A 12,701-nucleotide genomic window follows, 5' to 3' on the forward strand; every position below is an offset into this window, starting at 1 on the left:
CCGTATCATCTCCCCTTATAAGTAGTATACATAACCGTCCCTTACATGTACACTATATAGGGTCTAGTACAGTGACTTTTTCGCACTAGAATATGGTAATTACTTATTGGTGATGCTATAGTCTAATAACAGATAGTAGAAAAGGGGAGAGGACAATGACAAGAGCAGCTAGAAAAGTAAGTTCAACAGGGATTACCATATTATGATAAGAGGTATCAACCGTTCAGATATTTTCATAGATCAGGAAGACAAAAACAAATTTATAGAAATCCTAACAAAAACAAAAGAAAAAACAAAGTTTGAGCTATACGCCTATTGTTTAATGGATAACCATGCTCATTTTCTATTAAAAGAAAATGAATTTACAATTAGTACAATTATGAAAAAAGTGTGTGGAACTTATGGCGCTTGGTTTAATCAAAGGCACAATAGGGTTGGACACGTATTTCAAGATTGATTTAAAAGTGAAACCGTAGAAACAGAGGCGTATTTAATAGAAGTGGCTAAATGCATATTAAACAACCCAGAAAAGCAAAAAAAGTTAAACTAGGAACAGATTATCAATGGAGCAGTTACAAGGAATATTTAAAGAAAAACACATTAACTGACACAGGGTTTTTACTTAGTTTATTTCATACGCACAAAAGAAAAGCAAAAGAGGTTTTCAGTCAAGAATTTATGAAAGAAGACTTAGTTGCAATTAATCTAACAATAGATAACATTAGAAGAACAGATAGGGAAGCAGAAAGCATTGTAGATAATGAAAAGCAAACATTTGAAATAAATAATATAGAAAACATTTCGACAGAAAAAAGAGTATTACTAATAAAAAGATTAAAGGCAAAGGGATTGATAAATAGACAGATTATAGCAATAACAGGTATAAGTAGAAATAAAGTTATTGGTATATAATGGAGTAAAAAGTCACCGTCCCATTTTGTCCTATTACTTATTACTCCAGTAAACTCAAGAATAGTAGTGCCAAGGCTAAAGATAAATATAAGAATATATCGCTTCCGGTTTGTTTTGAAATGACATAGATTAAATAATACCCTAATAACGGAAAAAGACCTAAATCAAATGGTAAAGCTGAAAAAACCCCATAATCTATAGGAGTAACTTTCCAATAACCTGCATGAAAACCAAAAGAATTAAAGGTATGAGATACAACACTTGAAAAAGGATATATGATAAAAACTAGCTTTTTATACTTAAGAATTAACCACACACCAAATATCCAAGGGATTATAAATCCCAAAACAGTATTTAAAAGCAAGTGATATCACCGCCTTAATTATTTCTAATATTGTATGAAGTTTTATAATAAATACACACCTTTTAATTTAAAGAATTTCAGCAGTAAATAAAATATAGAAGAAAATAAAAGAGGACACGGATTTATACACTAAAATATGGTAATATATTATAACAATTGATATAATTAAAAGTAAGATAGAAGGTGTATGAATACGCCTCATTTTTTGTTATATAAGCATATAAAGATGATTAAAATCAGCACTATGGGAGGTACAAAAGTGTTTGTAAAATTGAAAAATCTATATCAAAGAATTTAATCGTAACCTTATCAATAATCATTACTTAATAAGTTGCTAGTATGAATAGCGGTGCATTTTGTTATGTATCGTCACAGATGAAAATGTACAGTAACTAAAATAAAGTATAGTTGCTGGTAGATATTTATACACATTAAAAAAAGGAAGGTGGATATTAATTGATTCTAAATGAGCTAAAAAAGGGAAAAAATATTGTCATAATTTTATTACTGGTAATGCTATTAACCATACCTCTCTACAACCATGTATATTATATGAGTTTGTATTATATAGTAGTTGCCCTTGTTATTATTCCACTTGCGATTTTTCGAATTATGAGAAGTGATTTACTGGAAAAGAGATTTTATTATAAATGGCAAAAAAGGAGAAAAAAAGGACGATTATTTAATATTTTCAGTAATGGCTAACGAACTAGTTTTTTAATTCTAGTGATCGTATTTGGAAACCAATATGTAGTAAATGGCCGTACACCTAGTTTTATCATATCGGAGTTATCTAAAAATACAATTATGGGTTTGGTGTTTTTCCTCTTTGTTCTTAGTGGAATATCTGGTATTGTTGCTTGGTACGAAAATGAGAAAAGGTTCTATAAAATTTCATCAAACATGGAAAGAAAATAATTAATAATCAGCCAACTGATTGAAGTAATGCCCCAAAATATATTCGGTGAGATTTATATCTTGTTCCTTATTTTTAGATTTGATGGTGGAGGGGATAAAATGAAGAGACGAGTAATTAATGTTTGTATTTTATTCATACTTCTTTTTTCTTTGGTATTGCAGGGATGTAGTGGAAAGGTCAATAATACAAACGAAGTTAGTAACCTTGATTTTGTAAATATACAAAGTGCTAGGGAAGAATTAAAGACTGTTATATGGGGGTCTCAAGGTTGGATTACTTACTTTCAAGACCAATCAAATTACATATATGCAGGGCATGGTAGCCATTTATTAAGGTATAATATCAAGGATAATAAAATTGATAGAGCGATAAAGTTACATGAATCTTTTGGTGGAATTCATGATACAAATTTGAGGTTTACCCTAGACGGTGAATATGCAATTATAGGCATATCAAATCAAGATCAAAAAGGGCTAACAAATATCAACTTTTTAAATTTCGAGAATAAAACAAATACATTCTTAGCTAATGAGGAAAATAATTTCAAGATAGAAGATGTTCCTGAAGAAGTGAGATCCAAATTTAATACTGAAAATATATTCCATAAAAACAACGATAACCATGATGTGTTGAAATTTAAAATAGTGTATAACTCTGAAGAGTCTACCTATTTTGTCCACACCTTAGATAACGCTTCGTCAAGTTATGAACTTAACACTTTGCGAGGGGCATATTTTAATGCTGAACCGCACTTTGTAGGTATAGATGATAAAACAATAGGTACGCTACTACCAACAGATGATGATGGTCTAAATCTAGGGTATTATAAATTCGTATTAATAGATATAGAAAAAGATGAAATTATTCAAGAATATGCAATTAATAGACGATAAGCACCTAAATTGGATTTTTAAGGAACAGTAATCCTCAAAGTCAACAATGTTATAGTAGGGACAGTTAGGATCTCAAAGTTAAATCTGGTCTTTTTCGAGACCTTCAAAAAATATAGTGCCAGGAAAAATTACATTATTTAACCGTACCCAAGGTGTAACCTAAAATGGGTCTTGACCACTCAGTCCCCTTTCGAAGCCCAAATATAATTCAAAGAGCAAAAACACAAAATAGCTTAAGTCTTTCATGTTTAGTGTATTGTAAAAATTATGAGATTTAATATACTGGATTAAGTTAGTTATCAAGATCAATCCCAAACTATTATCAAAGAGGCAGGTCAAAAAAAGAATAGGGGACGGTGACTTTTTCACACTAGAATATGGTAATTGCTTATTGGTGATGCTATAGTCTAATAACAGATAGTAGAAAAGGGGAGAGGACAATGACAAGAGCAACTAGAAAAGTGAGTTCAACAGGGATACACCATATTATGATAAGGGTTATCAATCGTATAGCCTTTTGTTTTGTAGCACCAAGTTAAAATATTAATGAAGTTGTCCATGTTTATAATAATGTATTAAAAATTAGAGCGTATGTAGATATTTATTAAAAAATATGATTAACAAAACTGGATATTTACTGGAAAACTAACAATAATTGAGGGGTTACGCCTCCTTCTAAACAATGTATACTTATATAGGAGGAGGAATGAATATGAAAAAAATATCAGTTATTTTAATTCTTGTATTATTCCTTTCATTAGGAGCGTTACCATTAAGCAGTGAAGCCAATACTCAAAGCCATACAGTTGTGTCAGGAGACACTCTTTGGAGAATTGCTGTAAAATATCAAGTTGGTGTATCAGAATTAGTCGATATAAATACTCAGTTAGAAAACCCTGATCTTATCTATCCAGGTATGACAATAACAATACCTAGTCAAGCTTCAGGTAGAGCGTTTGAACTTGAGGTAGTAAGATTAGTAAATATTGAAAGATCTAAACATGGATTGAATCCAATGAAGGAAAATTGGGAACTATCAAGGGTGGCTAGGTACAAGTCAAATGATATGAGGGATAGAGGATATTTCTCACACACTTCGCCAACTTATGGGTCACCGTTTAATATGATGAAAAACTTTGGAATAAGATATACTGCTGCTGGAGAGAACATTGCAAGAGGACAGAGAAGTGCACAAGCTGTAATGAATGGTTGGATGAATTCACCTGGGCATAGAAAAAATATACTAAACCCTAACTTCACTGAAATCGGAGTTGGTTACGCATCTGGTGCAAGAGGGCCATATTGGACTCAAATGTTTATAAATAATTAGATAACTATAGATACAAGTAATAAAGCCAGGGTTATTAATATTTAATAACCCTGGCTTCTTGTTATCCAAAAACAAAAGGGGATGGTGACTTTTGTATTAAAATATGGTAACTAACTTATGAAATTGTATAATTGAAAGAAGGAAAGGGAGGTGTAAGGATATCTAAAGCAGCTAGAAAGATAAGTTCAACAGGAGTATATTATATTATGATTAGAGGAATTAATCGTTCAAGTATATACAATGATGAAGTAGACAAGAACAAATTCATAGAAATTTTAAGAAAAGCGAAAGAGGAAAAAATTTGATCTATATGCTTACTGCTTAATGGATAACTATGCACATTTGTTAATAAAAGAAAATGAAGTTACAATTAGTACAATTATGAAAAAAGCAAGTGGGACTTATGGCGATTGGTTCAATCAAAGACACAATAGAATAGGGTACGTATTTCAAGATCGATTTAAAAAGTGAATGTGTAGAGACAGAGGCGTATCCAATTTAAGTAGCTAAGCACATATTAAACAACCCAGTAAAAGCACAAATAGTTGAAACGGGAACAGATTACAAATGGAACAGTTATAAGGAATATATAAAGAAAAAAACATTAACTGATACGGAGCTTTTACTTAGTGTATATCATTAAAACAAAACAAAAGAAAAAGAACCTTTAGTAAAGAATTTAGGAAGAAAGACTTTACTCCAACAGATCTAACAATAGATAACATTACAAGAACAGATAAGGAAGCAGTAAGTATTGTAGAAAATGAGAAGAAAACATTAGGAATTAACAACATAGAAGACATCTCAATAGAGAAAAAAATATTGTTGATAAAAAGATTAAAGTCAATGGGATTGACGAATAGATAGATTATAGCAATATCAGGTATAAGTAGAAACTTGGCTGATATGTTGATAGGTGAATTATATACTATAGATAAAAATTACTATATTTATGTGTCGCTTTCATCTAGGCATATTCAAATAAATTTTAAAACGAGTTTCCAATTTCAAATGCTCTATTTAGTGGATACTTCTATTCGAATTTTCCAATGTCCATTCTTATTTTAAAAATTATTCCTAATTATTAGGAAGTTTAAGACGTATTTTGAGACATTGAAATACATATAGTTTTATGATATGATAAAAAACATTTAGCGGGAGATTATAACATGAATTATTTAATCGTAAAAGAAATAGGTGGCAAATATGACATCAGCAGTTGGATAGACGGGGTGAAAATATTGGTCACTAGAATAATATTTGAGAGTGGGGCAAGAAGTAATGAAAAGCAAACTCGATAAGTACACACTGAAGACAATGAGCAACCGTAGGTTATCCGTTGTCGTTTTTTCTCTGTTTTTCTCCTGGCTGTTGGCCTTTCCCTTCGAAGGCAGGATATTGTATGCCCTTACCGACAATTATAATATTTCTGCTGATTCCTTTGTTTTTGGCACGATGATAGCTCATTTTGCCGGGCTGCTTACCTGCAGCTTCTTTGTTAAAAACTTGAGAAGGGCCAAACGACTCATACTTTTTTCAATTGTATTTTGTATTGTGGCCTCCAGCATATTTTTCCGCCCGCCCTTCATTTTGTGGATGATGGCCTTGCTCACGGCGTCGTTTTTGGTTGGCTGCTGTGTGGCTGCCTGGGGTTTTTATTTCAAACATTACACGCCGAAAGACGAACGGATCAAGACAATAGCGGATGGACTCATCTGCTCGAACCTCCTGATGATTTTGATCAATATGGTTGCAATTCATATTTCCCCACACGCTGGGCTTGGTTTTTCCATGCTAATATTAGGTATTGCGTTTTTATTTGCCCTTAGGCTCCCCAAAGACGAGGAATCGGAAAACCCTCCTTCTGCTGGTCAGGAGGAGATTCATGCTGGGAAAGCCGGACCTCTCGTTTTTCTATGTCTGTTTATTGTGGTCATTACCATCAATTCTGGTCTGATGTATCAGGTGCAGGGTCCCGCTTTCGCCCATCTGGAATGGCTATCAAGCTGGTATTGGGCTCTACCCTATATTGTTGCCATCTTTATTATGCGGAATCTACCCCGTAAAACAAATCGGGCTTATATCCTCTATGTTGCTATTGCTATGATTGGCTTTTCCTTTATCGCCTTTTTTCTGCTTGGTCGTTCATGGGTGGATTATCTTATAGTCAATACCCTGATCCTGGGAGCTTGCGGTGTGTATGACTTGTTTTGGTGGAGTATTTTGGGAGAAATGCTAGAACTTCATGAAAATCCTGCAAAAATCATGGGAATCGGTCTCTCCGCTAATATCCTGGGAGTTCTGTTGGGCGGTCTTATCGGAATCATGATCAGCCCTGCAGGCCAACAAAACCAGAATTCCAGCATGCTGGCCTTGGGTGTGGTGTGTATTACCCTTGTCTTACTTCCGCCCTTACATAAGCGGCTGATCACTTTGCTTAAAAACCATGTTTATTTGACCGCTATTACCGAAATACCGACTCAGGAACAGGATCGGTTGATTGGTGAGTTTAATATAAAAGAAAAACTCACTGAGCGCGAAGTTGAAATAGCTGCTTTAATCATCAAGGGCAAGACCTATCGAATGATTGCCGGGGAACTGCATGTGAGCGAAAATACCGTAAAAACTCATGTGAAAAATATTTACTCCAAAGCCGAAGTCCAAAGTAGGGCAGAGCTGATGCATCTGCTTCTGGATATACGCTTTTCGCATTAAAAATCTTAAAAACCTTTATAAATAGCAGATTAAAAGGTTCCTCACCCTAAAAGGTGAGGGCCTTTTTGTTTTTAATCACCCCTTTAAGTGATGTGAAACAGCTCTCCTTCTTGTAAAATAGGTTGAACTGAAGTTGATTTAAATGCTATGTGCTTTGTGGTTCAGTATGTTTGACTTAGGCAGCCTTAAAAAAGTGTTTTGTTGATTCATTGGTGATTGATTTTTCCACTGTTTACTGTTTGTTTCTAATCATCATCAGAAGTTACATCTACGATATTTACTTCATCATCATGATTGTTATAGTCGTATTTGTTATTTCTATGTGTAAATTTTCCCTTAAATATTATTAATAAAACAAATCCAACCATTACTAATATGCCAAGAATATATTCCATTATTTCACCTCCATTTGCTTCCTTAATATTTTTAGAGCACCCACTCTTAAAATATATATAAAAGGCTTTGCTGTATATCACCCGAAAGGGTGAAATTTTAGAGCGGTGAATAATGACCTTGACGACAAAGTTGGATTAAATTTAGTACCATCTGGCTTGAATCGCAGCGCACAGTTTTGAGATGTGGAAGTATTTACTACAGAGGCTCGAAAGCTTGCACACTACAATATCACCCAATAGGGTGATAGACAAATAGAAAAATATTAGGTATTTTTAAGTAATATGGATACCGATATGATAAAAGCTGCTACCGGCATTTAATCAAAACAAAAAAGGGAAAGGAGGATTACTGAGTTTCATAGTTGAAAACATGAATTTCTCCACTTTTAAAAGGTGAGTATAGTTACAGCGGTTCAACTCATGGGGGTATGGAGACCCATGGCAAGGAGAGTCTTGGTCGATAAATGTTAGTAAAATTTCAGTATAACCACCAGTGGAAGGGTAACGGTTGAGGTATTCTATACTAGAGAAGAAGAAGGAGATATTGTTACAGATCAGGATAGGGCAGATCTTATGTCGGCTACAACTATTAATTGGATTTTTGAAAGCAATGACTTGAATTAACTGGTTCTAGTGAACTAGGCACTAAACCCTTTGAATATAATAATAAAGAATTAATATCCTTCAAAACACCATAATTGAATGATCACCCATAGTCTATATTATGCATAATAAAGGAGGAGTTTATATTGAAACTTGACAAAACAAAACTCAATCAGGATCAAATTGCAAATGAAAATGCAGAAAAAAAGATTAAAATATCAGAGATGGTTGCTGACACATCTAAAGGTGAGATGACGCTACATTTATTACCGAGTTTAGGTGGTTTGCTTAGCGGAAACTTATCACCTTTACAATTTTTATTAGACTCTATTACCGGGTTTTTCCAAGGATTTAAGTTGCTTTTTAGTAATTTTAAGGCACTGATATTAATAATATTTATTTCATCAGTATGGCTTTTATTAATGTTATTAAACTCATTTGTAGTAGATAACCAATTTATAAAGGTATTAAACCTTCTTACTTTTGCTCAAGGAGGTACTAGTGGTGGTGTAGCTGGCTTAATTGGGGGAGTTGTAGGTAAGGGGCTACTTACTTATTTATTATTTACAACTACTATAAATATATTTGGCAATAAAAAAATCATATCAAGCATTCGTGGTGCTAAGGTTCTATTAGGAACTTTGAAAGTTCGTAAACATAAGTCATTAGATTCATTACTATTAGGTAGTGGAATATCTTTAATTGCATATAATTTTATGGCAGGAGATATTACTCCTATGACCAACATGGCAGCCATTAGTGGCTTGATTTTATCATTAAGAGCATTAAGTAACCGGGCAGGATTTTTAAGAGGATTTATTAAATCTATCATATATCAAATTTCTAAGGACATTCCTACAGTTACACGTGTGAACTATATTATTGCTGGTTTATCTTCTGGATTTGCCCTTGCTGTACCACTTTCATATATTTCAGGAGGAAGAATAGGTTATTTAGCGGGTATTACTTTGCTTATAGTAGCACTAGTTATTAAGTTTGTATATGGAAAAAGAGTGGAGGTGATCTCGTCTTGAAAAAATTGTTGACCGTTGGTATTGTTATTGTCTTTTGTTTAGGTCTACTAACAGCACCAGTAGCTGCTGCTGATAACTTCACAATTAATTTTGATTATCAGGAAAATGCTAATGCATCAACCAATCATTATCTGGGTTTGCTTTTAAGTGATGGTATTCTTTCTGCACCTCTTGAAGAAGAAGTTGCCTATTCCAATAGCGTTTCTGGTGAGTTTGTTTGCCAGCAAACAGAAGAAAATATCACATACAGTGGAAACATATTAATTACTGGTAGATTTATAGATTACAATGATTACTGGCAAGGGGATCCTTCACCTGAGCCTATATATCGTTTTGTTGGTCAGACTGAGTTTTATTTCGAAACTATAAGAAACGCCTATGAACAAAACAATGAATTGTACAGGGTAGACACACAACAATTTAGTTTTTCTGGCCCTATGATTATAGATCCAAATGAATTTACTATGGGGTTTGATGATATAGATGTATTTCGTGATGAACGGGTAGAAATGGAAATAAACACTATTATGGATGTAAGAACAACGCCTCCTACATATCAAGAAGGATCAAGATTTGGAAATCCTCCTAGATATTTAAGCGACAATTATACATTTGAATTCGGTACTGATAGTGGCTCTGGTCTAACTTCAATATTCATTGACACTGAAGCAAGGGATACACCTGGGGATACCTCAGTAGATGTTTCCAATATTATAGTTATAGGGCTAGTAGGTGTAGCCGCAGCTGCTGCGGGTGCAGCATCAGCAGCGAGTGGTGCAGGTGCAACTGAAATTGTAGCCAACAGGAGTCGAAGAAAAGAAGAAGAGGAATCAGATAGTTCCTACAAAATGGTGCTTTATAAGGATTTTGGTAATCAAATAACTAGTGATGGAGAAACCTATTATGTTTATGCTCGGATGGTTGAAGTCACGATAGATGGTGAAGAAATAGCAAGACCGGATTTGACAGCCAACATAAACATTTTCTCTGAAAGTAGTCAGTTGGAAATGGGAGCTCTTGAGATGAGTGGAGATTATATGGGAATCTCGGTAAAAGCGGTAACTACTGTAGATGAGGAATTACAGCTTGATGTTATTAAAGACAGTGTGGGCTTTTTAAAACAAACGGGAGATACAGAAACTATACAAGTATTTTTGCAAGAAATTACAGATAATGCTGTGATTAGTTTCCGTTTTGTAGGAGAAGGTGGCATTTTCCAAAATAACGTTACTTTCTATCTTGTAGAACCCGAATGGGATTTTGATGCAGAACTCCGCTTTGAAAGAGATGATGGATTAGTAGAATTTGAAATAGAAAAAGTAGAAAACAATAGTGCAGTTCTAACTATTACCGAAGCAGCAAAAGAAATGAATGAAAATCACCCTTATGAAATGGCTGAAATATTAGTAAAGGCTACTTCCGAGAAGGGTGAAGCAATCCATTTGATTAAAGCTATAGTTTGGCAAGAAGGTCTATATCATATAAACCCTGAAATTGGTCGAAACCAGGATAGCACATATACCTTAAAAGCAGATGGAGAGCAGGAAAAATTATCTGTAAGACTTCAGGCAGTAGTATGGGATGAACAAAATAATAGAGCAGTCAATCAACCTCAACTACTTACATCTGAAAATCTAAATATAGAAATTCAGCCTACTGATGAACAGACTAAAAATGCTATGGAGGTGGGCGAACTAGCACATGAAACTAAGTCATCAAGTCAAAGTTTCACTGAGTATAGTTTCTATATCAAAGAAGAAATACCTGGAGGAGGTATTAACCTTAATGTAGCAGTTAAACTAAGCATCAAAGGGCAGGAGGAAAAAGATTTTTCAAAAGAGATAGTATTCAAAGTAGAAACAACTGATATGGTACCTTTTGATAGGGAAAAAGAAATTCAACGCTGTCAGTATGTCATAGATAATTATGTTCCTGAAGCCCATAGACCAAAGTTTCAAGATATCTTAGACCGTCAATCCCAGGTGCTCGGCTCAGAAGGAATGTACGAACTAAGGCGTAAAATTTGGAATATTGCTCAGTTATTAGTCCTTGCTGAAGGTGCTGAAGGATATAAAGACGTAGAAATATGGGCAGATAGGATAGTTAACGTATTAGAATGGGCAGAGTGGGCAGGCGATCATTGTTTTAATTCAGTAGTAAAAGTTAAACTAGGGCCAGCAGGAGGTGTGATAGCTCCTTTAGTTCGTAATATGATGGTGGACTGTATCAAAGTATATATTTATGAAGGACTAGATCCTATTAGCTGGCTAGAGCGACACATTAATAATATATATAACAGTATTAGTCCGGCAAGCGTTACCATAGGAGGAGCAGAAGCAGGCTGGAAAGAATTTTGCGATCAACTTAAAGAACGTGAAGTAGTAATAACAGGAACTGGTTGGAGAGTTGTAGTTCCTGGTTGGCTGGCAGTTAAAGTAATAGTAGCTATACGTAAGTTTATTACAGAGTGGGCTTATGAAGGTAAATCCTTATATGAAGCAGCAAATCAAACAGTATGGAATGCAGCTGACGATGTTATTGGAGATTATCTAGAAAACTTGGTGAAAAGTAAAGGGGATTATGGAATATTCGAAACGGCCAAATCAGAAGTATATGGTAAAACTGGGGACTCAGTAGCCCAACAAACTATGAAAGAAACCTTGGATGATCTAAATGATGCATATGATAGAAGTGAATAGTCATCAAATAGTAACACTGAAGCAAACAATGGGAGGGGAGTAAAATGAAAAAAATACTTGTAATATTTTCGCTTTTTCTGGTTTTAGGATTACTTGGTGCATGTGACAATGGTGATGGTCAGAGTAATCAAATCAGTAATAACATTGATTCACAAGACAAAGGAAGTTCTAGTTCTGAAGTCATCGATGCACACGAGGTTCTGTTTGATTTCATATTAAGGTATGAGTCAGATGATGAAGAGATCCCTATATTTCAATTGGGAACCTTTATAGACATAATTTGGGATGAGCTGAATTTTGAAGGGGAATCCGTCGCTAACAGGGAAGTACAGTACGATTTTGGCAGATATGATCTACAAGAAGAAATCTTCTTAACAGGGAGGGTTTCTGAAGATCAAAGAACGGTGGAGGCTTTAACCATTAGAATTGAAAGAACTGGTGAACTGAACGAAATATTTGAGTTTGAATTGGAAAATATACCTTATAATGATGACAATGCATATGCAGATAGCTCACATGCTTTTCGTGTGAAGGAAGGTGTGGATAGAATAGGTGAGCATATTAAAGAATGGAATGAACTACCTGTAGATAGCGAAGAGCTGAAAGATATTACGCAGAAATTTGAGATTATGGAAAGGCAAAACCAAAATGCAGAAATTCAAGTGAATTTTTATTTTGATTAATTTATTTATCATTATCCTCCCTTGTAAAATCAGGGGAAATATAGCAGCTTACTGCAATCCTAGTAACAGGGGTATCAGAAGGAGAAGCAGTTATTACTGTTACAACAAATGAAAATTTAAAGAGTAATACATGTTCCCTCAGACTTAAGTTTGA

General features: G+C 34.2%; 11 protein-coding genes and 1 pseudogene. 10 read left to right on the plus strand and 2 right to left on the minus strand.

Annotation, left to right across the window (positions count from 1 at the left end):
* Positions 1 to 190: 190 nt before the first annotated feature.
* Positions 191 to 457, plus strand: a pseudogene (locus tag RH915_RS02575) (transposase); the annotation flags it as partial.
* Positions 458 to 507: 50 nt separating this feature from the next.
* The gene (locus RH915_RS02580; RefSeq protein WP_310477751.1) at positions 508 to 912 is read left to right on the plus strand and encodes a hypothetical protein; all 405 of its coding nucleotides are present in this window, start codon (positions 508 to 510) and stop codon (positions 910 to 912) included.
* Positions 913 to 952: 40 nt separating this feature from the next.
* Here RH915_RS02580 and RH915_RS02585 read toward each other — a convergent pair whose 3' ends face one another.
* Positions 953 to 1,276, minus strand: coding sequence for a hypothetical protein (locus RH915_RS02585; RefSeq protein WP_310477752.1), 324 nt, complete (start codon positions 1,274 to 1,276; stop codon positions 953 to 955).
* A 1,017-nt stretch (positions 1,277 to 2,293) separates the two neighbouring features.
* Here RH915_RS02585 and RH915_RS02590 point away from each other — a divergent pair.
* The 5 genes from RH915_RS02590 (at position 2,294) to RH915_RS02605 (ending at position 7,133) form a co-directional block, all read left to right on the plus strand.
* Positions 2,294 to 3,088 carry a hypothetical protein gene (locus RH915_RS02590; protein ID WP_310477753.1) on the plus strand — a complete coding sequence of 265 codons (795 nt, stop codon included), beginning with the start codon at positions 2,294 to 2,296 and terminating at the stop codon, positions 3,086 to 3,088.
* 712 nt (positions 3,089 to 3,800) lie between these two features.
* Positions 3,801 to 4,418, plus strand: coding sequence for a SafA/ExsA family spore coat assembly protein (gene safA / locus RH915_RS02595; protein WP_331618263.1), 618 nt, complete (start codon positions 3,801 to 3,803; stop codon positions 4,416 to 4,418).
* Between the two features lie 324 nt (positions 4,419 to 4,742).
* Positions 4,743 to 4,889, plus strand: coding sequence for a hypothetical protein (locus tag RH915_RS11485; RefSeq protein ID WP_442985494.1), 147 nt, complete (start codon positions 4,743 to 4,745; stop codon positions 4,887 to 4,889).
* Between the two features lie 698 nt (positions 4,890 to 5,587).
* Positions 5,588 to 5,719 carry a hypothetical protein gene (locus RH915_RS02600; protein ID WP_310477755.1) on the plus strand — a complete coding sequence of 44 codons (132 nt, stop codon included), beginning with the start codon at positions 5,588 to 5,590 and terminating at the stop codon, positions 5,717 to 5,719.
* Positions 5,700 to 7,133 carry a LuxR C-terminal-related transcriptional regulator gene (locus RH915_RS02605; protein ID WP_310477756.1) on the plus strand — a complete coding sequence of 478 codons (1,434 nt, stop codon included), beginning with the start codon at positions 5,700 to 5,702 and terminating at the stop codon, positions 7,131 to 7,133. The genes RH915_RS02600 and RH915_RS02605 overlap by 20 nt, the downstream gene beginning before the upstream one ends.
* A 245-nt stretch (positions 7,134 to 7,378) precedes the next feature.
* Here RH915_RS02605 and RH915_RS02610 read toward each other — a convergent pair whose 3' ends face one another.
* The gene (locus RH915_RS02610; RefSeq protein WP_310477757.1) at positions 7,379 to 7,528 is read right to left on the minus strand and encodes a hypothetical protein; all 150 of its coding nucleotides are present in this window, start codon (positions 7,526 to 7,528) and stop codon (positions 7,379 to 7,381) included.
* A gap of 749 nt (positions 7,529 to 8,277) precedes the next feature.
* Between RH915_RS02610 and RH915_RS02615 the strand changes: the two genes are divergently transcribed.
* Genes RH915_RS02615 through RH915_RS02625 form a run of 3 tightly spaced genes read left to right on the plus strand, consistent with a single transcriptional unit; the run spans position 8,278 to position 12,547 of the window.
* Complete coding sequence (locus RH915_RS02615) at positions 8,278 to 9,165, plus strand: hypothetical protein (protein ID WP_310477758.1); 888 nt, start codon at positions 8,278 to 8,280, stop codon at positions 9,163 to 9,165.
* Positions 9,162 to 11,864, plus strand: coding sequence for a hypothetical protein (locus RH915_RS02620; RefSeq protein WP_310477759.1), 2,703 nt, complete (start codon positions 9,162 to 9,164; stop codon positions 11,862 to 11,864). The genes RH915_RS02615 and RH915_RS02620 overlap by 4 nt, the downstream gene beginning before the upstream one ends.
* A gap of 44 nt (positions 11,865 to 11,908) precedes the next feature.
* Positions 11,909 to 12,547, plus strand: coding sequence for a hypothetical protein (locus RH915_RS02625; protein ID WP_310477760.1), 639 nt, complete (start codon positions 11,909 to 11,911; stop codon positions 12,545 to 12,547).
* Positions 12,548 to 12,701: the final 154 nt, after the last annotated feature.

The sequence above is a fragment of the Serpentinicella sp. ANB-PHB4 genome (assembly GCF_031432315.1).
Lineage (GTDB): Bacteria > Bacillota > Clostridia > Peptostreptococcales > Natronincolaceae > Serpentinicella.

Excerpts from the sequence above, each read along its gene's own strand:
- RH915_RS02580 (WP_310477751.1), top strand. The coding sequence starts at position 508 with ATGCATATTAAACAACCCAGAAAAGCAAAAAAAGTTAAACTAGGAACA.
- RH915_RS02590 (WP_310477753.1), top strand. The coding sequence starts at position 2,294 with ATGAAGAGACGAGTAATTAATGTTTGTATTTTATTCATACTTCTTTTT.
- safA (WP_331618263.1), top strand. The coding sequence starts at position 3,801 with ATGAAAAAAATATCAGTTATTTTAATTCTTGTATTATTCCTTTCATTA.
- RH915_RS11485 (WP_442985494.1), top strand. The coding sequence starts at position 4,743 with ATGGATAACTATGCACATTTGTTAATAAAAGAAAATGAAGTTACAATT.
- RH915_RS02600 (WP_310477755.1), top strand. The coding sequence starts at position 5,588 with ATGAATTATTTAATCGTAAAAGAAATAGGTGGCAAATATGACATCAGC.
- RH915_RS02605 (WP_310477756.1), top strand. The coding sequence starts at position 5,700 with ATGAAAAGCAAACTCGATAAGTACACACTGAAGACAATGAGCAACCGT.
- RH915_RS02610 (WP_310477757.1), bottom strand. The coding sequence starts at position 7,528 with ATGGAATATATTCTTGGCATATTAGTAATGGTTGGATTTGTTTTATTA.
- RH915_RS02625 (WP_310477760.1), top strand. The coding sequence starts at position 11,909 with ATGAAAAAAATACTTGTAATATTTTCGCTTTTTCTGGTTTTAGGATTA.